Origin of the sequence: Pectobacterium sp. 1950-15 (genome assembly GCF_037136835.1) — a bacterium.
Classification (GTDB): Bacteria; Pseudomonadota; Gammaproteobacteria; order Enterobacterales; family Enterobacteriaceae; genus Pectobacterium.
In genome coordinates, this window is record NZ_JBBBQR010000026.1 from 1 (window position 1) to 20,269 (window position 20,269).

At 50.8% G+C, this 20,269-nt stretch carries 27 protein-coding genes; 23 read left to right on the forward strand and 4 right to left on the reverse strand.

What is annotated here, in order from left to right; all coding sequences use genetic code 11:
• Positions 1–60: 60 nt before the first annotated feature.
• Positions 61–1,563 (reverse strand): MocR-like pyridoxine biosynthesis transcription factor PdxR, encoded by a 1,503-nt coding sequence (gene pdxR / locus WCT94_RS19760; RefSeq protein ID WP_336871385.1) that lies wholly within the window; start codon positions 1,561–1,563, stop codon positions 61–63.
• A gap of 103 nt (positions 1,564–1,666) precedes the next feature.
• On the opposite strand from pdxR, the gene WCT94_RS19765 reads away from it, so the two are divergent.
• Together WCT94_RS19765 and glyA are read left to right on the forward strand one after the other, a co-directional pair.
• Positions 1,667–2,479, forward strand: coding sequence for a YggS family pyridoxal phosphate-dependent enzyme (locus WCT94_RS19765; protein ID WP_336871386.1), 813 nt, complete (start codon positions 1,667–1,669; stop codon positions 2,477–2,479).
• A gap of 32 nt (positions 2,480–2,511) precedes the next feature.
• A complete protein-coding gene (gene glyA, locus WCT94_RS19770) occupies positions 2,512–3,783 on the forward strand; it encodes a serine hydroxymethyltransferase (protein WP_336871388.1) in 1,272 nt (423 codons plus the stop codon).
• Between the two features lie 70 nt (positions 3,784–3,853).
• Here the strand turns inward: glyA and pmrB are convergent, their stop codons facing one another.
• The 3 genes from pmrB to eptA are packed head-to-tail and all read right to left on the reverse strand — an operon-like array spanning position 3,854 to position 7,253.
• Positions 3,854–4,942, reverse strand: a complete 1,089-nt coding sequence (gene pmrB / locus WCT94_RS19775) for a two-component system sensor histidine kinase PmrB (protein WP_336871389.1) — start codon at positions 4,940–4,942, stop codon at positions 3,854–3,856.
• On the reverse strand, positions 4,939–5,607 hold the full coding sequence (gene pmrA / locus WCT94_RS19780; RefSeq protein ID WP_336871390.1) for a two-component system response regulator PmrA: 669 nt from the start codon (positions 5,605–5,607) through the stop codon (positions 4,939–4,941). The genes pmrB and pmrA overlap by 4 nt, the downstream gene beginning before the upstream one ends.
• A complete protein-coding gene (gene eptA, locus WCT94_RS19785) occupies positions 5,604–7,253 on the reverse strand; it encodes a phosphoethanolamine transferase EptA (RefSeq protein ID WP_336871392.1) in 1,650 nt (549 codons plus the stop codon). The genes pmrA and eptA overlap by 4 nt, the downstream gene beginning before the upstream one ends.
• Positions 7,254–7,624: 371 nt before the next feature.
• Between eptA and WCT94_RS19790 the strand changes: the two genes are divergently transcribed.
• The 21 genes from WCT94_RS19790 (at position 7,625) to rpsQ (ending at position 20,229) form a co-directional block, all read left to right on the forward strand.
• Positions 7,625–8,347: a helix-turn-helix transcriptional regulator gene (locus WCT94_RS19790; RefSeq protein WP_010296984.1), complete on the forward strand. Its 723-nt coding sequence runs from the start codon at positions 7,625–7,627 to the stop codon at positions 8,345–8,347.
• Positions 8,347–8,736 carry a sulfurtransferase complex subunit TusD gene (gene tusD, locus WCT94_RS19795; RefSeq protein WP_336871394.1) on the forward strand — a complete coding sequence of 130 codons (390 nt, stop codon included), beginning with the start codon at positions 8,347–8,349 and terminating at the stop codon, positions 8,734–8,736. Before WCT94_RS19790 ends, tusD begins: the two co-directional genes overlap by 1 nt.
• A gap of 9 nt (positions 8,737–8,745) precedes the next feature.
• Entirely contained in the window at positions 8,746–9,105 is a 360-nt protein-coding gene (gene tusC, locus WCT94_RS19800) for a sulfurtransferase complex subunit TusC (protein WP_336871395.1), read from the forward strand.
• Positions 9,106–9,122: 17 nt separating this feature from the next.
• Positions 9,123–9,410, forward strand: coding sequence for a sulfurtransferase complex subunit TusB (gene tusB, locus WCT94_RS19805; RefSeq protein ID WP_320702067.1), 288 nt, complete (start codon positions 9,123–9,125; stop codon positions 9,408–9,410).
• A gap of 131 nt (positions 9,411–9,541) precedes the next feature.
• A complete protein-coding gene (rpsL, locus tag WCT94_RS19810; RefSeq protein ID WP_005969567.1) occupies positions 9,542–9,916 on the forward strand; it encodes a 30S ribosomal protein S12 in 375 nt (124 codons plus the stop codon).
• 96 nt (positions 9,917–10,012) lie between these two features.
• Positions 10,013–10,483 (forward strand): 30S ribosomal protein S7, encoded by a 471-nt coding sequence (gene rpsG, locus WCT94_RS19815; RefSeq protein WP_009111198.1) that lies wholly within the window; start codon positions 10,013–10,015, stop codon positions 10,481–10,483.
• A 96-nt stretch (positions 10,484–10,579) separates the two neighbouring features.
• Positions 10,580–12,694 (forward strand): elongation factor G, encoded by a 2,115-nt coding sequence (gene fusA, locus WCT94_RS19820; protein WP_039352652.1) that lies wholly within the window; start codon positions 10,580–10,582, stop codon positions 12,692–12,694.
• Positions 12,695–12,763: 69 nt separating this feature from the next.
• A complete protein-coding gene (tuf, locus tag WCT94_RS19825) occupies positions 12,764–13,948 on the forward strand; it encodes an elongation factor Tu (protein WP_012772931.1) in 1,185 nt (394 codons plus the stop codon).
• A gap of 277 nt (positions 13,949–14,225) precedes the next feature.
• Complete coding sequence (gene bfd, locus WCT94_RS19830) at positions 14,226–14,420, forward strand: bacterioferritin-associated ferredoxin (protein ID WP_039349749.1); 195 nt, start codon at positions 14,226–14,228, stop codon at positions 14,418–14,420.
• Between the two features lie 72 nt (positions 14,421–14,492).
• A complete protein-coding gene (gene bfr / locus WCT94_RS19835; protein WP_010304949.1) occupies positions 14,493–14,966 on the forward strand; it encodes a bacterioferritin in 474 nt (157 codons plus the stop codon).
• A 306-nt stretch (positions 14,967–15,272) separates the two neighbouring features.
• Positions 15,273–15,584, forward strand: coding sequence for a 30S ribosomal protein S10 (gene rpsJ / locus WCT94_RS19840; RefSeq protein ID WP_001181005.1), 312 nt, complete (start codon positions 15,273–15,275; stop codon positions 15,582–15,584).
• A gap of 32 nt (positions 15,585–15,616) precedes the next feature.
• Complete coding sequence (gene rplC / locus WCT94_RS19845; protein WP_010304941.1) at positions 15,617–16,246, forward strand: 50S ribosomal protein L3; 630 nt, start codon at positions 15,617–15,619, stop codon at positions 16,244–16,246.
• 10 nt (positions 16,247–16,256) lie between these two features.
• Positions 16,257–16,862 carry a 50S ribosomal protein L4 gene (rplD, locus tag WCT94_RS19850; RefSeq protein WP_015841926.1) on the forward strand — a complete coding sequence of 202 codons (606 nt, stop codon included), beginning with the start codon at positions 16,257–16,259 and terminating at the stop codon, positions 16,860–16,862.
• Complete coding sequence (gene rplW / locus WCT94_RS19855; RefSeq protein WP_005970277.1) at positions 16,859–17,161, forward strand: 50S ribosomal protein L23; 303 nt, start codon at positions 16,859–16,861, stop codon at positions 17,159–17,161. The genes rplD and rplW overlap by 4 nt, the downstream gene beginning before the upstream one ends.
• Before the next feature lie 17 nt (positions 17,162–17,178).
• On the forward strand, positions 17,179–18,000 hold the full coding sequence (rplB, locus tag WCT94_RS19860; RefSeq protein WP_010286179.1) for a 50S ribosomal protein L2: 822 nt from the start codon (positions 17,179–17,181) through the stop codon (positions 17,998–18,000).
• A gap of 16 nt (positions 18,001–18,016) precedes the next feature.
• A complete protein-coding gene (gene rpsS, locus WCT94_RS19865; protein WP_004929772.1) occupies positions 18,017–18,295 on the forward strand; it encodes a 30S ribosomal protein S19 in 279 nt (92 codons plus the stop codon).
• A gap of 14 nt (positions 18,296–18,309) precedes the next feature.
• Positions 18,310–18,642: a 50S ribosomal protein L22 gene (gene rplV, locus WCT94_RS19870; RefSeq protein ID WP_180743836.1), complete on the forward strand. Its 333-nt coding sequence runs from the start codon at positions 18,310–18,312 to the stop codon at positions 18,640–18,642.
• A 17-nt stretch (positions 18,643–18,659) separates the two neighbouring features.
• Positions 18,660–19,361, forward strand: a complete 702-nt coding sequence (gene rpsC / locus WCT94_RS19875; protein ID WP_005970274.1) for a 30S ribosomal protein S3 — start codon at positions 18,660–18,662, stop codon at positions 19,359–19,361.
• Positions 19,362–19,373: 12 nt separating this feature from the next.
• Positions 19,374–19,784: a 50S ribosomal protein L16 gene (rplP, locus tag WCT94_RS19880; RefSeq protein WP_005970273.1), complete on the forward strand. Its 411-nt coding sequence runs from the start codon at positions 19,374–19,376 to the stop codon at positions 19,782–19,784.
• Positions 19,784–19,975 carry a 50S ribosomal protein L29 gene (rpmC, locus tag WCT94_RS19885; protein WP_005970272.1) on the forward strand — a complete coding sequence of 64 codons (192 nt, stop codon included), beginning with the start codon at positions 19,784–19,786 and terminating at the stop codon, positions 19,973–19,975. Before rplP ends, rpmC begins: the two co-directional genes overlap by 1 nt.
• Positions 19,975–20,229 (forward strand): 30S ribosomal protein S17, encoded by a 255-nt coding sequence (rpsQ, locus tag WCT94_RS19890; protein WP_011095505.1) that lies wholly within the window; start codon positions 19,975–19,977, stop codon positions 20,227–20,229. Before rpmC ends, rpsQ begins: the two co-directional genes overlap by 1 nt.
• Positions 20,230–20,269 lie beyond the last annotated feature (40 nt).

The window sequence follows — 20,269 nt, forward strand, 5'->3', positions numbered from 1 at the left end:
TGCTTTAAAACGATTGTCTGCGATCTCATCCTTCTTCCCGCAAACGGCTTTTAATGACGCTTATCCTCGGCACAGTGCACGCAGTACCTTCGCTAATGTTTTCACGGCAATGTCCAGTTCATGCGGCGCGTGGGCCGCAAACCCCATGAGGAAACCGGCTTGATGCTGACCCGATGATGCATACAGTGCTGTCAGCCCGAGCAGGTCGATACCGGCTCGGCATGCGGACTCCACCGCATCGTGTTCAGGGATGTCTCGGATGAAGAGGCAGGGCATCTGCATGCCTCCGGCTGGCACCTGTGGCTCCACGAAGTCAGCCAGATGCTGACGCACCAGCCGTGCCAGAACATCGCGACGTTCCGCATAAACGGTGCGCATCGTGCGTACATAGGCGCCGAAGTGTCCTCCTTCGATAAAACGTGCCAGCGTGAGCTGTGGGATGGGAGCACTGTGCCCATCCATCAGGGTGCGAGCCACGGTCATCGGGGCAACCAATTGCGGCGGCAGAACCATATAGCCGATGCGCAGGCCGGGAAACAGCGATTTAGTGAAAGTGCCGATATAGATAGTTCGATCGTGCGGGTCGAGCCCCTGTACGCAGGCGGTAGGTTTGCCCGCATAGTGGAATTCGCTGTCGTAATCGTCTTCAATAATCCAGCTCTGGTGCTGCCGGGCCCATTCGATCACGGCCAGACGCCGATCCAGCGCCAGCGTTGCACCTGTGGGAAATTGGTGTGACGGCGTCAGGAACACGGCTTTCGCGGGCGCATTGTGTGCGTTGCTGACTTCAAGCAGATGTTCGACCTGCAAACCATCGGCGTCTAATGGGATCGGCACGCACGCGAGCCCGGCCGCTTCAAATGCCTTGCGTGCGCCATGGTACACGGGATCTTCAAGGAAGAGCCGATCGCCGGCATCCAGCAGGACATTCGCACACAGGGTTAGCGCTTGTTGGGAACTGGTCAGCACTAACACGCGATCGGGCGTGGCGCGAGCGCCCCGTTCGAGATTGACATAATCTGCGATGGCGCGCCTCAGCGCTTCCATGCCCTGTGGCGGGCTGTGCAGCAGCGCCCTTGTGCCATATTCTTTTAGTACCTGCCGCTCTAGCCGCTCCCACGTCTGGAGGGGAAAACTGCGTGTTTCCGGCACGCCGGGCGCGAATGCACGCGGGATGATGAAATCGCGCACCCCACCATTCTGAAACATGGCGCTACCGCGTTGGCTGAGGCGCAATTCTGCTTTGCTATCTCCCGTTTTCCGGGCTTTGCCACGTCCTGGCAGACGTTTTGCCCGTTCTGACACAAAACTGCCGCTGCCGATGCGACGTTCGATAAATCCTTCCGCATGCAACTGGCTGTAAGCCGATTCGACCGTATCGCGCGAGACCCCCAGTGATGTAGCCAGCGCGCGTGAGGCGGGTAAGGATTTGCCCACGTCAAGAATGCCATCGAGGATTAACTGGCGAATCGCCCGCTGGATGCGGGCGTGCAGGGGGAGGGCACCTTGCGCAGGATCGCCAATCCAGGCCTTGACCGATTCAAGCTGAGCGTGTTTGAACAATTGGTCTGCCTCTTGTCATAAAAATGGTGGGGAACATCCGGCTATTTTAAATCTATAAATACGTTTCACAATCCATTCATTCACTTCGTCAGGGGTTAAGCTGATGCCGCTCTCTTCCGATACACCCACTCGCCACGACAGGCACGGTCGCTATCCCGAAGCCGCCACGGTTGAAGATTTCCAGTTCAATCTGGCAGCGGTTCAGGTTCGCATCGAAGCGGCCTGCCAACGCGTCGGCCGCGATCCAGCCACGGTGCGATTGTTGCCAGTCAGTAAGACCAAGCCCGAAAGCCGCCTGCGTATGGCCCATATGGCGGGTTGTCGGGTATTGGGCGAGAACAAAGTGCAAGAGGCGTACCGTAAATGGGAATCGATGCAGGACTTAGCCGATTTACAGTGGTCGGTCATTGGGCACCTGCAAACCAACAAGGCGAAACTGGTGGCGCGCTTCGCTACCGAATTTCAGGCGCTGGACAGCCTGCGACTGGCTGAAGCGCTGGATCGTCGTTTGCAGGTTGAAGGACGTTCGCTGGATGTATTCGTTCAGGTGAATACCTCCGGTGAAGTCAGCAAATACGGTTTGTCTCCTGAGGATGTTCCGACTTTTATTCAGGCGCTTCCCGCATTCTCTGCGCTACGTGTGCGTGGATTGATGACGCTGGCGCTGTTCTCCAGCGAGGCCGAACGCGTGCGCCAGTGTTTTGTACGGCTGCGTCAACTGCGCGAGCGATTGCAGCAAAATCTCCCGGCTGGCATCGATCTGGATGAGTTATCCATGGGTATGTCCGGCGATTTTGAAATAGCCATTGAGGAGGGCGCGACCGTGGTGCGTGTCGGTCAGGCAATCTTTGGCGCCCGTCCGCTACCGGATAGCTACTACTGGCCTGACGACCCTCGCACAAAATCACACGATTAAAAAACCCATGACGAACGTATAGGACAATGCCCATGTATGACGCTTCTCTTACCCTTACCGACTTCGACCCGGAACTGGCCGATGCCATCCGGCATGAAGAACACCGGCAGGAAACTCACATTGAACTGATCGCCTCAGAGAACTATGCCAGTCCGCTGGTGATGGCGATCCAGAACTCCGTGTTCACCAACAAATATGCGGAAGGCTACCCTGACAAGCGCTACTACAGCGGCTGTGAATATGTCGACGTGGCTGAACGTCTGGCGATCGAACGGGCCAAGGCGCTGTTTGACTGCGATTATGCTAACGTCCAGCCCCACGCTGGCGCGCAGGCTAATGCGGCCGTGTTTCTGGCATTGACTAACCCAGGTGATACGGTGATGGGCATGAATCTCGCTCAGGGCGGGCATCTGACCCACGGTAATCCCTCCAACTTTTCTGGTCGCCACTACAAAATCGTCCCTTATGGATTGAACCCCGACACGGGGCTGATCGACTACGATGAAATGGAGCGTATTGCGTTGGAAACCCGACCAAAGATGTTAATTGGCGGGTTCTCCGCCTATTCCCGCCACAAAGATTGGGCACGTATGCGCGCGATTGCTGACAAGGTGGGGGCTATCTTCTGGGTGGACATGGCTCATGTCGCGGGGTTGGTGGCGGCGGGTGAATACCCTAATCCGCTCCCTCATGCGCATGTTGTGACCAGTACAACGCATAAGACGCTGCGCGGCCCGCGCGGTGGGATTATTTTAGCTAAAGGACAGAGTGAGGAATTCTACAAAAAGCTTAACTCCGCCGTGTTTCCCGGTATTCAGGGCGGCCCGTTGATGCACGTTATCGCCGCCAAAGCGGTGGCATTTAAGGAGGCGCTGCGCCCTGAATTCACGGTTTATCAACGTCAGGTGGTGGCCAACGCTCGTGCCATGGCACGCGTCCTCCAACTGCGTGGCTACAAGATTGTCTCTGATGGTACCGACAACCATTTGATACTGATCGACTTGTCTGCCAGACCGTATACCGGTAGGGATGCCGATGCTGCATTGAGCGAGGCTTACATCACGACGAACAAGAATTCGGTGCCTAACGACCCGCGTTCCCCCTTTGTGACCTCAGGTCTGCGTATTGGAACGCCAGCCGTAACGACGCGCGGTTTTGGTGTGGCAGAGTGCGAGCAACTGGCGGGATGGCTATGTGACGTACTGGATGGGCTTGGCGAAGGGAATGACGCATTAACGGTGGTACGTGAGCGTGTGCGCCAGCAGGTAGTGGCGCTGTGCCGACGCTATCCGGTGTACCAATAAAACAGGTGAGGTTTGTGCACAGGGATGTGCTGTCTCACGATTGATGATGTGGACCCGCTGCTTTTATGCTTCAGGCGGCATCGGGGTCTTCGTCAGGTGCGGCCAGCACCACGCGGGCGAGGGCGCCGGAACCTTGCGGTCGATTACTAAGGAAAAACTGCCCATCGTGCAACTGAGCAATGCGCGTCACGATACTCAGCCCGAGGCCGATACCGCCATAGCGGCTGTCCATGCGTACAAACGCCTTACTTAATTCACCGACCTTGCTTTCGTCGATACCCGGCCCTTCATCTTCGACCTGTAGTTCAATATGTTGCGATGTCCCCAGAATCACGGTGATCTGGCTGGCTTCCGGGCTATAGCGGTAGGCGTTTTCTACCAGATTGCGTAACAGTAGCTGAAGGAGGGTGGCATCACCGCGAATGACGGGATCGTCTTGGGGTAAGGTCAACCTCAATGTCTGCTGGCGTTTTTGCAGCATCTCAGTCAGTTCATCCTGCATGGGAAAAATGACGTCTCTCAGTAACGCAACATTCTGGTGATGGCCTGCTGAAAAATCTTGTCCTGCACGGGCGAGTAACAACAACTGCTCGACAGTTTTCACCATTTTATCAATGCGTTTGATAAGGGCACTGGAGTCAATCTGATGCTGCTGTTGGTATAATTCGAGATGTAACCGAATACCGGATAACGGGGTACGCAATTCATGTGCGACATCCGCAGTAAACTGCCTGTCGCGTTTCAACGTTTCGTCCAGACGTTGAAAAAGCTGGTTGATACTGTGTGTGACGGCAGCGATCTCTTTTATGTCACTCTGTTGTGGTAAGGGTTCCAGATTTTCGGCGGTGCGCTCCTGTAATTCTTTCTGCAAACGGGAAAGTGGACGAGTGATCCAATTGACCGCCTGAACACACATGAGCAATGTCAGTATAACCATCACCAGACTTGGAACGCTCAACGAGGCAATTGCCTCATTAATCTCTTGATCGATCTGTAGGTTCTGGGCGCTGGCGCTGAGCGATTTATCGACTAACAGGCTGATCTGTTCTTCGCTTTCGTGCCAGAGCCAAAATACGCTAATCATTTGGCAAACCAGTAAAATACCACCCAGTGCCAGCACTAAACGCAGACGCATGCTGATGACGGCATCGCCTTTCATGGTTGTTCACCTTTAGTCAGCAGATAGCCAAAGCCTCGCAGGGTTCGGATACGGTCTTTCCCTATTTTTTGCCGCAGATTATGGATATGCACTTCCAGAGAGTTAGAAGACGGGTCATCGCTCCAGGAGTAAATATCCTGATGCAGAACTTCTCGATGCACTTGAGAGCCCGCTTTTAGTACCAAACGAGACAGTATCGCGAATTCTTTTGGTGTCAGCACCACAGGCTTGCCATCGACTAAAACCTGCTGACTGTTTAAATCTAGCGCGATGTTGTCAACCTGTATCAAGCTGTTGCTTGAGCCTTGATTGCGTCGAATCAGCGCGCGTACACGCGCCTGTAACTCTGTCAATGCGAACGGTTTAGCAAGATAATCGTCTGCGCCCACATCCAGTCCATTAACGCGATCGTTAACGTTATCCCGTGCCGTTAAGATGAGAACGGGATGTTGGTAATCATTTTTACGCCAGCGAGCGAGCAAAGTAAGGCCATCTTCGTCAGGTAAACCCAAATCGAGAATAACAAGACTGTAGTGCGCGCTGCTGATGAGCGCATCTGCTTCTTTGGCTGTGCCTGCGCAATCGCAGGCATAACCTTCGTGACTCAATGCCAGTAATAATCCTTCCTGCAACAGCTTATCGTCTTCAACAATCAATAATTTCATGTTGCCTTGTCCTCCCTGCATGGTTGAAGGATATCGAGCTGAGGCTGATATTCTTTCGTAGCGATAGTAAACATCCCCAGTATGGTATGGAAAAGATTATCTTGCGAATACGCCTGCTGTTTTGCGTTCTGGCGTAGACAGGTGTCCTGAATGGCCTGCTGCTGCTGATAACCCGGCGATAACCACATCAGCATTGGCACGTGCGTTTGCTGCTGCGGCGCAATAGAGTAGGGCATGCTGTGCAGGTAGATACCATTCTCTCCTAACGATTCGCCGTGGTCGGACAGGTAAACCAGTGAGGTATTAAATTTATCCTGATGCTGTTTCAGTAAATTGATCGCTTTATCCAGAACAAAATCGACATACAGGATCGTATTGTCATACGTGTTGGTCAGCGCTTCCTGCGTACAGGTTTGAATCTGGTTGGTATCACACGTTGGGGTAAATTTCTTAAAGGCGTCAGGGTAGCGCTGGTAATAGCTCGGGCCGTGGCTGCCTATCGTATGTAATACGATAATTCCGTCGTTATCGAGCTTATTGATATAGTCTTCGACGCCGTGGAATAACGCTTCATCGTAGCATTCGCCGCTGGTGCATAATCCCGGCAGCTTCAGCGACGTCACATCAACTGTTGGCACACGCGTACAGGCATCTTTGCAGCCGCCGTCATTTTCCTGCCAGAGCACGTTAACTTTTGCCCGCTGTAATATATCCAGTAGCCCTTCCTGATGGCTGGCTAAGTCTCCGTTAAAGCTTTGGCGCGGCATGTTGGAGAACATGCAGGGGACCGAGACGCCTGTTGAGGTACCGCACGAGGAGGTGTTTTCAAAATAAACCACATTGTCTTTTGCCAGCAGCGGGTTCGTTTCTTTCCCGTAGCCGCCCAGCGAAAAGTTTTGCGCCCGGGATGTCTCTCCCACGACCAGAATAACCAGGTTCTTTTTTGCCGTCGGGGACGCTGGCGACACTTTGTGAGCGTCCAAGCCGATTTGCTCCAAGGGTAAATTAGCTAGTGCGCTGTGTTTATGGTAGGACAAGCTGGCCGCTACAATATTGCTGGGTGTAATTGTTTTTACCAACTCTTTGTTATTACGCATGAACGAGGCGTAATCTTTATAAAAGAACGCTGCGACTGATAAAATGGCGAATAACGAAATAATGACGCTAAGAAAGCGCATGCCAATATAGAGCGTTGTCGGCTTGGCGGGTTTTATTTTTATCCAGACGGCGAGTGCGGCGGGAATGACACCAATAAAGAATACCCAGGCGACAAGCTGTGGCGTAAGCAGTGAAAAAGATTCGCTGGCCGTTGTCTCCAGAATATTCTGGATCATGGTGCGGTCAATGATAATGCCGTAGTTCAGCATGAAGTACTGCGCGGCGGCGCCGCTCAGCAGGAAGAAAACAATGACGGCTTTACGCAGGTAAGGGGCCGCCAGAAGGGTGAAAATAATATTCAGCACCGCGAAAATCACAACGGGCATGCTGAGAAAGAAAGGGATATTGATCCAGTCTGTCATGTCCAGCAGTTGCAGCGTCTGACGGTAGTAGGCGATGTTCTGGACCAGAGTAATGAAGGCAGAAAAGATCAGCACGAACGTGATGCTGCTTAGGTGTGGTCTGCCCATCGGTATTAGTTTTTTCATACACGTCTCTCGTGATTTCCATGATTGAGAGGAAAGAAGACGCAGACTCTAGCGAGATTAAATTAATACAACCTTAAGAGGTAGCCCGTTAAATTCGGGGACGCGAGAGTGGACATTTGCTAGACTGTGTCCCTTGTCAATACAAAATAAAGATACCCGTCATACTTCAAGCTGCTTGTGCGTTGGCCGCCCTGACTCGCCCCAGTCACTTACCTGAGTAAGCTTCTGGGGATTTGCGCGGTTGCTGCGTTACAAGGCCATAAATGGGCCTTGCCCTAAAGGGTCAACGCAGAACGTTGTTCAAAACGCTCACGTTTTGTCACGCAGCTCGAATTATTTAGGGGATAATGATGCTGAGGGTGGTGTCTGCCATGTCTAATTCGCTTGTATCTGGCGAATCTTATGAGCTTGATTTGCTGGATGAACGTCCTTTCAGCCAGACGGACTATGAGATCCTGAAATCGTATGAAGCGGTGGTTGATGGCTTGGCCATGTTGATTGGCGAGCACTGTGAGATTGTATTGCACTCGCTTGAGGATCTTAAATGTTCCGCCGTGCGTATTGCGAATGGAGAACATACCGGCAGGAAGATTGGCTCGCCGATTACGGATCTTGCATTGCGTATGCTGCATGACATGGCAGGTGAAGATAGCAGCGTATCGAAGGCCTACTTTACCCGCGCCAAAAGCGGTGTGTTGATGAAGTCAGTCACGATTGCAATCCGTAATCGCGATCAGCGTGTGATTGGGCTGCTGTGCATCAACATGAATCTGGATGTCCCTTTCTCCCAGATCGTGCAGACCTTTATCCCCCCTGAAACGCATGATGCTGCATCTTCAGTTAACTTTGCGTCATCGGTTGACGACCTCGTGGCACAAACGCTGGAATTTTCGATCGAAGAAGTTAATGCGGATCGCAACGTCTCTAATAATGCGAAGAATCGCCAGATTGTACTGAGCCTGTATGAGAAAGGTATCTTTGATATTAAAGACGCCATCAACCAGGTCGCAGAACGCCTCAATATTTCCAAACACACGGTCTACCTTTATATCCGTCAATTCAAAAGTGGCGACTTCAGCGGACACGAACGTTAATGCTGAATTACTGTTTGCTGGTGACCGGCCCTGCCTATGGTACACAGCAGGCGAGCAGCGCGTTGCAGTTTGCGCAGGCGCTGTTGGCGGAGGGGCACAGGTTGAAAAGTGTGTTCTTCTATCGGGAAGGTGTGTTGAATGCCAACCAACTGACATCACCCGCTAATGATGAATTTGATCTTGTACGCGCCTGGCTGCAGTTGGGCGAAACGCATCAGGTGGCGCTGAATGTCTGCGTTGCTGCGGCGCTGCGCCGAGGCGTGACCGATGCTCAGCAAGCTGCTCAGCTCAATCTTGCAGGTGCGAATCTGCAACCCGGATTTGTTCTGAGTGGGCTGGGTGAGTTGGCGCAATCGGTGTTGACCTGCGATCGGGTTATTCAGTTTTAAGGTAGCGTTATGAAGCGAGTCGCATTTGTTTTTACCCATGCTCCACACGGGAGCGCTTCCGGGCGAGAGGGGTTGGATGCGCTATTAGCGGTGTCAGCACTGACAGAAGAGATTGGCGTGTTTTTTGTTGGCGATGGTGTACTTCAACTGCTGCCGCAGCAACAGCCGGACCAGATTTTGATGCGTAATTACATCGCAACGTTTGGCGTGCTGCCGCTGTACGATATCGACAGTTGCTATCTGTGCGAAGCGTCCGTGCGCCAGCGTGGGTTGAATATCGATACCGACTGGGTTTTGGATGTGGAGCTGTTAGCGCCGGAAGCCTGGCGCAGCAAACTGGCCAGCTATCACTCCATCCTTTCATTCTAGCGACGGATCTTCTCTTTATGCTGCATACACTCTCATGTTCCCCTTATCATGCTGACCTGGATACGCTGTTGCGTGGGCTGGATAAAGGTGACGCTTTAGTCTTATTGCAGGATGGTGTTATCGCGGCTCTGGCTGGTGGAAACATTATCCATCGTCTTCTTGATTCCGCGGTTCCGCTCTACGCGCTTCGGCCTGATGTCGTAGCGAGAGGAATGACTGAACAAATTTCAAACAGTGTAGTGCTCATTGACTATAATGAATTTGTTCAACTGACAGTGGAGCACCCGCAGCAACTCGCGTGGTAACGCCGAATTTTTGTATATTTCTTGACTCCTTCCACTGCCAGCCCTAAAATTCTGCGTCCTCATACTTTGCCTTGCGCAAACATGAGACGATTTATTACGTGTTTACGAAGCAAAACCCAGGAGCTTTTTTAATGGCAACAATTAACCAGCTGGTACGCAAACCACGCTCCCTGAAGGCTGCTAAAAGCAACGTTCCGGCGCTGGAAGCATGCCCGCAGAAACGTGGCGTATGTACTCGTGTATATACTACCACCCCTAAAAAACCGAACTCCGCACTGCGTAAAGTATGCCGTGTTCGTTTAACTAACGGTTTTGAAGTTACCTCCTATATCGGTGGTGAAGGTCATAACCTGCAGGAGCACTCCGTGATCCTGATCCGTGGCGGTCGTGTTAAAGACCTGCCAGGTGTGCGTTACCACACCGTTCGTGGCGCGCTGGACTGCTCAGGTGTTAAAGACCGTAAGCAATCCCGTTCCAAATACGGCGTGAAGAAGCCAAAGGCTTAATGGTTCTCCGTTAAGTAAGGCCAAACGTTTTAACTTAAATGTCAAACTAAACTCGTAGAGTTTTGGACAATCCTGAATTAACAACGGAGTATTTCCATGCCACGTCGTCGCGTCATTGGTCAACGTAAAATTCTGCCAGATCCTAAGTTCGGATCAGAACTGTTGGCCAAATTTGTAAACATCCTGATGGTAGATGGTAAAAAATCTACTGCTGAAGCAATCGTCTATACCGCGCTGGAGACCCTGGCTCAGCGCTCTGGTAAAGATCATCTGGAAGCTTTTGAAGTAGCTCTGGACAACGTTCGCCCGACTGTCGAAGTTAAGTCGCGCCGCGTTGGTGGTTCTACTTATCAGGTACCAGTAGAAGTCCGTCCGGTTCGTCGTAATGCTCTGGCAATGCGTTGGATCGTAGAAGCTGCTCGTAAACGCGGTGATAAATCTATGGCTCTGCGCCTGGCGAACGAACTTTCTGATGCAGCAGAAAACAAAGGTACTGCTGTTAAGAAACGTGAAGACGTTCACCGTATGGCCGAAGCTAACAAGGCGTTCGCTCACTACCGTTGGTAATCCCTTCGCTGTAGGCATGCTAACCAAGCGGGCGCTAAAAATAGCCAACCCGCTTGGGTTAACTAAATTGAACGCCCTAGTATATAGAGGATACAAATGGCTCGTACAACACCCATCGCACGCTACCGTAACATCGGTATCAGTGCGCACATCGACGCCGGTAAAACCACTACTACCGAACGTATTCTGTTCTACACTGGTGTAAACCATAAAATCGGTGAAGTTCATGACGGCGCGGCTACCATGGACTGGATGGAGCAGGAGCAGGAACGTGGTATTACTATCACTTCCGCAGCGACTACTGCATTCTGGTCTGGTATGGCTAAGCAGTATGAACCGCATCGCGTAAACATCATCGACACCCCAGGACACGTTGACTTCACTATCGAAGTAGAACGTTCCATGCGTGTACTTGATGGTGCGGTAATGGTTTACTGCGCAGTTGGTGGTGTTCAGCCACAGTCTGAAACCGTATGGCGTCAGGCAAACAAATATAAAGTTCCACGCATTGCGTTCGTTAACAAAATGGACCGCATGGGTGCTAACTTCCTGAAAGTTGTTGGTCAGATCAAAACCCGTCTGGGCGCGAACCCTGTTCCGTTGCAGTTGGCGATTGGTGCTGAAGAAGGTTTCACCGGTGTTGTTGACCTGGTGAAAATGAAAGCCATCAACTGGAACGATGCCGATCAGGGCGTGACCTTCGAATACGAAGATATCCCGGCTGATATGCAGGATCTGGCTGACGAATGGCACCAGAACCTGATCGAGTCCGCAGCTGAAGCTTCTGAAGAGCTGATGGAAAAATACCTGGGTGGCGAAGAACTGACTGAAGAAGAGATCAAAAAAGCTCTGCGTCAGCGTGTTCTGAACAACGAAATCATCTTGGTAACCTGTGGTTCTGCATTTAAGAACAAAGGTGTTCAGGCGATGCTGGATGCGGTAGTTGATTACCTGCCATCTCCAGTTGACGTACCTGCGATCAACGGTATTTTGGATGACGGTAAAGACACGCCGGCTGAGCGTCACGCAAGTGATGAAGAGCCGTTTGCTGCGCTGGCGTTCAAAATCGCTACCGACCCGTTTGTGGGTAACCTGACGTTCTTCCGCGTGTACTCTGGTGTTGTTAACTCCGGTGATACCGTACTGAACCCAGTTAAATCAGCACGTGAACGTTTTGGTCGTATCGTTCAGATGCACGCTAACAAGCGTGAAGAGATCAAAGAAGTTCGTGCAGGCGATATCGCTGCTGCTATCGGTCTGAAAGATGTAACGACGGGTGACACACTGTGTGATCCAGATAACGTCATCATTCTGGAGCGTATGGAATTCCCTGAACCGGTAATTTCCATCGCGGTAGAACCAAAAACCAAAGCTGACCAGGAAAAAATGGGTCTGGCATTGGGCCGTCTGGCTAAAGAAGACCCGTCTTTCCGTGTATGGACTGACGAAGAATCTAACCAGACTATCATCGCTGGTATGGGTGAATTGCACCTCGATATCATCGTTGACCGTATGAAGCGTGAATTCAACGTTGAAGCGAACGTGGGTAAACCACAGGTTGCTTATCGTGAAGCGATTCGTGCGAAAGTTACCGATATCGAAGGTAAACACGCCAAACAGTCTGGTGGTCGTGGTCAGTATGGTCATGTCGTTATCGACATGTACCCACTGGAGCCTGGCTCAAACCCGAAAGGTTACGAGTTCATCAACGACATCAAAGGTGGTGTAATTCCTGGTGAATACATCCCTGCCGTTGATAAAGGCATTCAGGAACAGCTGAAAGCGGGTCCTCTGGCTGGTTACCCAGTGGTTGATCTCGGCGTGCGTCTGCACTTCGGTTCTTTCCATGACGTTGACTCCTCTGAATTGGCGTTTAAACTGGCTGCTTCTATTGCCTTTAAAGATGGCTTTAAGAAAGCAAAACCTGTTCTGCTTGAGCCGATCATGAAGGTTGAAGTTGAAACGCCGGAAGAGAACACTGGTGACGTCATCGGTGACCTTAGCCGTCGTCGTGGTATGCTGCGCGGTCAGGAATCCAACGTTACTGGCGTTGTGATTCACGCTGAAGTTCCGTTGTCTGAAATGTTCGGATACGCAACTCAACTGCGTTCTCTGACCAAAGGCCGTGCTTCTTACTCCATGGAGTTCCTGAAGTACGATGATGCGCCTAACAACGTTGCTCAGGCCGTAATTGAAGCCCGTGGTAAATAAGCCTCAGGGTTAAAACAAAATCCCGTGCTCTCTCCATAGGGGGAGAGCATTTGAGTAAGGAATATCGCCGTGTCTAAAGAAAAATTTGAACGTACAAAACCCCACGTTAACGTCGGTACTATCGGCCACGTTGACCATGGTAAAACGACTCTGACTGCTGCAATCACTACCGTTCTGGCTAAAACCTACGGTGGTAACGCACGTGCATTCGACCAGATCGATAACGCACCAGAAGAAAAAGCACGTGGTATCACCATCAACACGTCTCACGTTGAATACGATACCCCGTCTCGCCACTACGCGCACGTTGACTGCCCAGGACACGCCGACTATGTGAAAAACATGATCACCGGTGCTGCTCAGATGGACGGCGCGATCCTGGTTGTTGCTGCGACTGACGGCCCAATGCCTCAGACCCGTGAGCACATCCTGCTGGGTCGTCAGGTTGGCGTTCCTTTCATCATCGTGTTCCTGAACAAATGTGACATGGTTGATGACGAAGAGCTGCTGGAACTGGTTGAGATGGAAGTGCGTGAGCTGCTGTCTCAATACGATTTCCCAGGCGACGACACACCAGTTGTTCGTGGTTCTGCGCTGAAAGCGCTGGAAGGCGAAGCTGAGTGGGAAGCAAAAATCATCGAACTGGCAGAGCATCTGGATTCTTATATCCCAGAGCCAGAGCGTGCAATTGACAAGCCGTTCCTGCTGCCAATCGAAGACGTATTCTCCATCTCCGGCCGTGGTACCGTTGTTACCGGTCGTGTAGAGCGCGGTATCGTTAAAGTCGGTGAAGAAGTTGAAATCGTTGGTATCAAAGATACCGCGAAATCTACCTGTACTGGCGTAGAAATGTTCCGCAAACTGCTGGACGAAGGCCGTGCGGGTGAGAACGTTGGTGTTCTGCTGCGTGGTATCAAGCGTGAAGAAATCGAACGTGGTCAGGTACTGGCTAAGCCGGGTTCAATCAAGCCACACACCAAGTTCGAATCAGAAGTGTATATCCTGAGCAAGGATGAAGGCGGCCGTCATACTCCGTTCTTCAAAGGCTACCGTCCTCAGTTCTACTTCCGTACAACTGACGTAACGGGCACCATCGAACTGCCAGAAGGCGTAGAGATGGTAATGCCGGGCGACAACATCAAAATGGTTGTTACCCTGATCCACCCAATCGCGATGGATGACGGCTTGCGTTTCGCAATCCGTGAAGGCGGCCGTACAGTAGGCGCGGGCGTTGTTGCTAAAGTTATCGCTTAATCGCTGATAAACTTAATGCATGAAAAAGGCACTTCGGTGCCTTTTTTTTATGGCGGAGATTCAGAACTGCCACCCGTCGTATCGTCGTAATCAATATTGAAAATCGCATCCGGCGATTTTTTACATCTGAACGATAAGATGTAAATTGAAATAAAAACAATTCTTATTTACAATGACTCCATTGGTTAAAAAATCGCTAGGAGCGGTTTCAAATACCCTTGCAGTGTTCCGAAAGGTAGCGTGAAAGACACTCGCGATAACGATGAGTCATTCTGGTATGTATGTTTGTTTGTGCAACGCAATTTCTGACAAAACTATCCGTAATGCTGTTCGTCAGCACCAGCCTCAATCTATGCAGCAACTACGCAAACTCGTTCCTATTGGGACAGACTGTGGTAAATGCATTCGTCAGGCGCGCGTCATTTTCGAGGAAGAGCAAGCTAAAATTCCTGACATGTATGAAGTAGCATAAAATGTAGGGTCGTTTTTTTGACTCTCCGCTTACCGGTTCTACACTTTAAGAACTGGAGCGGAGGAGCATGTCATGAAAGGCGATAAAAAAGTCATTACACACCTGAATAAGTTATTGGGCAACGAGCTGGTAGCCATTAACCAATATTTTCTTCATGCCCGAATGTTTAAAAACTGGGGCTTAACCCGTCTTAACGATCACGAATATCATGAGTCTATTGACGAAATGAAGCACGCTGATCGCTACATTGAACGTATCCTGTTTCTTGAAGGCATTCCGAATTTACAGGATTTGGGTAAGTTAAATATTGGTGAAGATGTCGAAGAGATTTTACGTTCTGATCTTCAACTTGAGTTGGATGGTGCAAAGAGTCTGCGCGAGGCGATTGCCTATGCCGATTCGGTGCATGACTACGTCAGCAGGGATTTAATGATAGAAATTCTTGCTGATGAAGAAGGGCACATCGACTGGTTAGAAACTGAGTTGGATTTGATTTCACGCCTTGGTATACAAAACTATCTTCAAGCTCAGTTGAAAGCTGAGTAACATGGCATCATAAATCTGTTATGTGCACTATAGCCTAACTCCGGCCGGACTCAGACACATCGCCCGGCCGCGTTTAAAATCATTTCATCCTGCTTATTGCTTCCTCAGCCAATTTGCGTATAATGCGCGAGCTTACCAAAACAAGGTAAGCCTGATTCAATCAGAATCAGGGGTTAATATTCATTTATTGACCAAAACAATACTCCCGATATGGGGGTTATGTGCTAACGATTACACTCCCCCATCAATCGAAATGGGTGTGAGGAGTAATTATTTACGTTTATAAATAATTGGAGCTCTGGTCTCATGCAGAACCAAAGAATCCGTATCCGCCTGAAAGCGTTTGATCATCGTTTGATTGATCAATCAACTGCGGAAATCGTCGAGACTGCTAAGCGCACTGGTGCGCAAGTACGTGGTCCGATCCCGCTGCCGACCCGCAAAGAGCGCTTTACCGTTCTGATTTCTCCGCACGTCAATAAAGATGCGCGCGATCAGTACGAGATTCGCACTCACAAGCGTCTGGTTGACATCGTTGAGCCAACCGAGAAAACCGTTGATGCTCTGATGCGTCTGGATCTGGCTGCTGGTGTAGACGTGCAGATCAGCCTGGGTTAATCAGGTCATTGAGCGATTGAGAGGTTGAAACAATGATTGGTTTAGTCGGTAAAAAAGTGGGTATGACCCGTATCTTCACTGAAGATGGCGTATCTATCCCTGTAACCGTTATCGAAATTGAAGCAAACCGCGTCACTCAGGTTAAAGACCTGGCTAACGACGGTTACCGCGCTGTGCAAGTAACTACTGGTGCTAAAAAAGCAAACCGTGTTACCAAGCCAGAAGCAGGTCACTTTGCTAAAGCTGGCGTAGAAGCTGGCCGTACTCTGCGTGAATTCCGTCTGTCTGAAGGCGAAGAGTTCACTGTAGGTCAGAGCATCAGTGTTGAAATTTTCGCGGACGTTAAAAAAGTAGACGTTACTGGTACATCTAAAGGTAAAGGTTTTGCTGGCACAGTTAAGCGCTGGAACTTCCGTACCCAGGATGCTACCCACGGTAACTCCTTGTCCCACCGCGTTCCGGGTTCTATCGGTCAGAACCAGACTCCGGGCAAAGTGTTCAAAGGCAAGAAAATGGCAGGCCAGCTGGGTAACGAACGTGTAACTGTTCAGAGCCTGGACGTAGTGCGTGTTGACGCTGAGCGCAACCTGCTGCTGGTTAAAGGTGCTGTACCGGGAGCTACCGGTAGCGACCTGATCGTTAAACCAGCTGTGAAGGCGTGAGGAGATAGCAATGGAATTAGTATTGAAAGACGCGCAAAGCGCGCTGACTGTTTCCGAAACTACCTTCGGTCGTGATTTCAACGAAGCGCTGGTACACCAGGTTGTTGTTGCTTATGCAGCAGGTGCCCGTCAAGGTACTCGCGCCCAGAAGACCCGTGCTGAAGTAACTGGTTCCGGTAAAAAACCTTGGCGTCAGAAAGGTACTGGCCGTGCGCGTTCTGGTTCTATCAAGAGCCCGATCTGGCGTTCCGGTGGTGTGACCTTCGCTGCTAAGCCTCAGGACCACAGTCAGAAAGTTAACAAAAAGATGTACCGCGGCGCGCTGAAAAGCATTCTGTCCGAACTGGTACGTCAAGATCGTCTGATCGTTGTCGAGAAGTTCTCTGTAGAAGCACCGAAAACTAAGTTGCTTGCTCAGAAACTGAAAGAAATGGCACTGGAAGACGTGCTGATCATTACCGGTGAACTGGATGAAAATCTGTTCCTGGCTGCGCGTAACCTGTACAAGGTTGACGTGCGTGATGCAGCTGCAATCGATCCAGTTAGCCTGATCGCCTTCGACAAAGTCGTTATGACTGCTGACGCAGTCAAGCAAGTTGAGGAGATGCTGGCATGATCCGTGAAGAACGTCTGCTGAAAGTACTGCGCGCGCCGCACGTATCTGAAAAAGCATCTACCGCGATGGAAAAAACTAACACCATCGTTCTCAAAGTTGCTAAAGACGCGACTAAAGCAGAGATCGTTGCTGCTGTCGAGAAACTGTTCGAAGTAGAAGTTAAAGACGTAAACACCCTGGTAGTTAAGGGTAAAGTTAAGCGTCACGGACAGCGTATTGGTCGTCGTAGCGACTGGAAAAAAGCTTACGTCACCCTGAAAGAAGGCCAGAATCTGGACTTCATCGGCGGCGCTGAGTAAGTCGGAGGAGAAAGACAATGGCAGTTGTTAAATGTAAACCGACATCTCCGGGTCGTCGCCACGTTGTTAAAGTGGTTAACCCTGAGCTGCACAAGGGCAAACCTTATGCCCCGTTGCTGGAAAAGAACAGCAAATCCGGTGGCCGTAACAACAATGGCCGCATCACTACCCGTCACATTGGTGGTGGTCATAAACAGCAATATCGTCTGATTGACTTTAAACGCAATAAAGATGGTATTCCTGCGGTTGTTGAGCGTCTGGAGTATGATCCGAACCGTTCCGCGAATATCGCGCTGGTTCTGTACAAAGACGGCGAACGCCGTTACATCCTGGCGCCGAAAGGCCTGAAAGCCGGCGACCAGATCCAATCTGGCGTTGATGCTGCGATTAAAGCGGGTAACACCCTGCCGATGCGTAACATTCCTGTCGGTTCAACGGTTCACAACGTAGAAATGAAACCAGGTAAAGGCGGCCAGTTGGCTCGTTCTGCTGGTGCTTACGTTCAGATCGTTGCTCGTGACGGTTCTTACGTTACCCTGCGTCTGCGTTCTGGCGAAATGCGTAAAGTCGAATCCGACTGCCGCGCTACGCTGGGCGAAGTTGGCAACGCTGAGCACATGCTGCGCGTTCTGGGTAAAGCCGGTGCTGCACGCTGGCGTGGTGTTCGTCCTACCGTTCGCGGTACGGCAATGAACCCAGTCGACCACCCACACGGTGGTGGTGAAGGTCGTAACTTTGGTAAGCACCCGGTTAGTCCGTGGGGCGTTCAGACCAAAGGTAAGAAGACCCGCAGCAACAAGCGTACTGATAAATTTATCGTACGTCGCCGTACTAAATAATCTTAGAGGATAAACCATGCCACGTTCTCTCAAGAAAGGTCCATTTATTGACCTGCACTTGCTGAAGAAGGTAGAGAAAGCGGTGGAAAGCGGTGACAAGAAGCCTTTGCGCACTTGGTCCCGTCGTTCAACGATCTTTCCAAACATGATCGGTTTGACCATCGCTGTCCATAATGGTCGTCAGCACGTACCGGTGTTTGTTTCCGATGAAATGGTCGGTCACAAGCTGGGTGAATTCGCGCCGACTCGTACTTATCGCGGCCATGCGGCCGACAAAAAGGCCAAGAAGCGCTAAGGTAGGAGGAAGAGATGGAAACTATCGCTAAACATCGCCACGCTCGTTCTTCTGCTCAAAAGGTTCGCCTGGTGGCAGACCTGATTCGCGGTAAGAAAGTGTCGCAAGCTCTGGAAGTTCTGACCTACACCAACAAGAAAGCTGCTGGTCTGGTTAAAAAAGTGCTGGAGTCTGCTATTGCTAACGCAGAACACAACGATGGCGCTGACATTGATGATCTGAAAGTCGCGAAAATCTTCGTTGACGAAGGCCCAAGCATGAAGCGCATTATGCCGCGTGCTAAAGGTCGTGCGGATCGCATCCTGAAGCGTACCAGCCACATTACTGTGGTTGTGTCCGATCGCTGAGACTCTGGAGACTAGCAATGGGTCAGAAAGTACATCCTAATGGTATTCGCCTGGGTATTGTCAAACCTTGGAACTCTACCTGGTATGCGAATACCAAAGAATTCGCTGACAACCTGGACAGCGACTTTAAAGTTCGTAAATACCTGACGAAGGAACTGGAGAAGGCTTCCGTTTCTCGTATCGTTATCGAACGTCCGGCAAAAAGCATCCGTGTGACTATTCACACTGCTCGCCCGGGTATCGTGATCGGTAAGAAAGGTGAAGATGTTGAAAAACTGCGTAAAGTCGTAGCGGATATCGCTGGCGTACCTGCACAGATCAACATCGCAGAAGTTCGTAAACCTGAACTGGACGCAAAACTGGTTGCTGACAGCATCACTTCTCAGCTGGAGCGTCGTGTGATGTTCCGTCGTGCTATGAAGCGTGCGGTACAGAATGCCATGCGTCTGGGCGCTAAAGGTATTAAAGTTGAAGTAAGTGGCCGTCTTGGCGGCGCTGAAATCGCGCGTACCGAATGGTACCGTGAAGGTCGTGTTCCGTTGCATACACTGCGTGCGGATATCGACTACAACACCTCCGAAGCGCACACCACTTATGGTGTTATCGGTGTGAAAGTGTGGATCTTCAAAGGTGAGATCCTGGGTGGTATGGCTGCCGTTGAACAACCGGAAAAACCGGCTGCTCAACCTAAAAAGCAGCAGCGTAAAGGCCGCAAGTAAGGAGAGTCGCTGATGTTACAACCAAAGCGTACAAAATTCCGTAAGGTGCACAAGGGCCGCAACCGTGGTCTGGCGCAGGGTACGGATGTTAGCTTCGGCACTTTCGGTCTGAAAGCTGTTGGCCGCGGTCGCCTGACTGCTCGTCAAATCGAAGCTGCACGTCGTGCCATGACCCGTGCTGTTAAGCGTCAAGGTAAGATCTGGATCCGTGTATTCCCGGACAAACCGATCACCGAGAAACCGCTTGAAGTTCGTATGGGTAAAGGTAAAGGTAACGTGGAATATTGGGTTGCCTTGATTCAGCCAGGTAAAGTCCTGTACGAAATGGACGGTGTGCCGGAAGAGTTAGCCCGTGAGGCATTCCAACTGGCAGCAGCGAAACTGCCTATCAAAACCACCTTTGTAACTAAGACGGTGATGTAATGAAAGCAAATGAGCTGCGTGAAAAAAGCGTCGAAGAGCTGAACACTGAACTGCTCGGCCTGCTGCGCGAGCAATTTAACCTGCGTATGCAGGCTGCCAGTGGTCAGTTGCAACAGACTCACCTGGTAAAACAAGTGCGTCACAATATTGCACGTGTTAAGACTTTACTGACTGAGAAGGCGGGTGCGTAATGACCGATAAAATCCGTACTCTGCAAGGTCGTGTTGTAAGCGACAAAATGGAGAAATCCATGGTTGTTGCTATCGAACGTTTTGTGAAACACCCGCTTTACGGTAAATTCATCAAGCGTACGACTAAGCTGCACGTACATGACGAGAACAATGAATGCGGTATCGGTGACGTGGTTGAAATCCGCGAATGCCGCCCGCTGTCCAAAACTAAGTCTTGGACACTTGTTCGCGTTGTAGAGAAAGCGATTCTGTAATAAAGTAGCGCTCTTCTCTTATGATAAACGGCTCTGCAAA

Bases quoted from the DNA above. Each gene is read 5' to 3' on its own strand.
- WCT94_RS19765 (WP_336871386.1), top strand. From the start codon at position 1,667: ATGCCGCTCTCTTCCGATACACCCACTCGCCACGACAGGCACGGTCGC.
- glyA (WP_336871388.1), top strand. From the start codon at position 2,512: ATGTATGACGCTTCTCTTACCCTTACCGACTTCGACCCGGAACTGGCC.
- pmrB (WP_336871389.1), bottom strand. From the start codon at position 4,942: ATGAAAGGCGATGCCGTCATCAGCATGCGTCTGCGTTTAGTGCTGGCA.
- pmrA (WP_336871390.1), bottom strand. From the start codon at position 5,607: ATGAAATTATTGATTGTTGAAGACGATAAGCTGTTGCAGGAAGGATTA.
- eptA (WP_336871392.1), bottom strand. From the start codon at position 7,253: ATGAAAAAACTAATACCGATGGGCAGACCACACCTAAGCAGCATCACG.
- WCT94_RS19790 (WP_010296984.1), top strand. From the start codon at position 7,625: ATGTCTAATTCGCTTGTATCTGGCGAATCTTATGAGCTTGATTTGCTG.
- tusD (WP_336871394.1), top strand. From the start codon at position 8,347: ATGCTGAATTACTGTTTGCTGGTGACCGGCCCTGCCTATGGTACACAG.
- tusC (WP_336871395.1), top strand. From the start codon at position 8,746: ATGAAGCGAGTCGCATTTGTTTTTACCCATGCTCCACACGGGAGCGCT.
- tusB (WP_320702067.1), top strand. From the start codon at position 9,123: ATGCTGCATACACTCTCATGTTCCCCTTATCATGCTGACCTGGATACG.
- rpsL (WP_005969567.1), top strand. From the start codon at position 9,542: ATGGCAACAATTAACCAGCTGGTACGCAAACCACGCTCCCTGAAGGCT.
- rpsG (WP_009111198.1), top strand. From the start codon at position 10,013: ATGCCACGTCGTCGCGTCATTGGTCAACGTAAAATTCTGCCAGATCCT.
- fusA (WP_039352652.1), top strand. From the start codon at position 10,580: ATGGCTCGTACAACACCCATCGCACGCTACCGTAACATCGGTATCAGT.
- bfd (WP_039349749.1), top strand. From the start codon at position 14,226: ATGTATGTTTGTTTGTGCAACGCAATTTCTGACAAAACTATCCGTAAT.
- bfr (WP_010304949.1), top strand. From the start codon at position 14,493: ATGAAAGGCGATAAAAAAGTCATTACACACCTGAATAAGTTATTGGGC.
- rpsJ (WP_001181005.1), top strand. From the start codon at position 15,273: ATGCAGAACCAAAGAATCCGTATCCGCCTGAAAGCGTTTGATCATCGT.
- rplC (WP_010304941.1), top strand. From the start codon at position 15,617: ATGATTGGTTTAGTCGGTAAAAAAGTGGGTATGACCCGTATCTTCACT.
- rplD (WP_015841926.1), top strand. From the start codon at position 16,257: ATGGAATTAGTATTGAAAGACGCGCAAAGCGCGCTGACTGTTTCCGAA.
- rplW (WP_005970277.1), top strand. From the start codon at position 16,859: ATGATCCGTGAAGAACGTCTGCTGAAAGTACTGCGCGCGCCGCACGTA.
- rplB (WP_010286179.1), top strand. From the start codon at position 17,179: ATGGCAGTTGTTAAATGTAAACCGACATCTCCGGGTCGTCGCCACGTT.
- rpsS (WP_004929772.1), top strand. From the start codon at position 18,017: ATGCCACGTTCTCTCAAGAAAGGTCCATTTATTGACCTGCACTTGCTG.
- rplV (WP_180743836.1), top strand. From the start codon at position 18,310: ATGGAAACTATCGCTAAACATCGCCACGCTCGTTCTTCTGCTCAAAAG.
- rpsC (WP_005970274.1), top strand. From the start codon at position 18,660: ATGGGTCAGAAAGTACATCCTAATGGTATTCGCCTGGGTATTGTCAAA.
- rplP (WP_005970273.1), top strand. From the start codon at position 19,374: ATGTTACAACCAAAGCGTACAAAATTCCGTAAGGTGCACAAGGGCCGC.
- rpmC (WP_005970272.1), top strand. From the start codon at position 19,784: ATGAAAGCAAATGAGCTGCGTGAAAAAAGCGTCGAAGAGCTGAACACT.
- rpsQ (WP_011095505.1), top strand. From the start codon at position 19,975: ATGACCGATAAAATCCGTACTCTGCAAGGTCGTGTTGTAAGCGACAAA.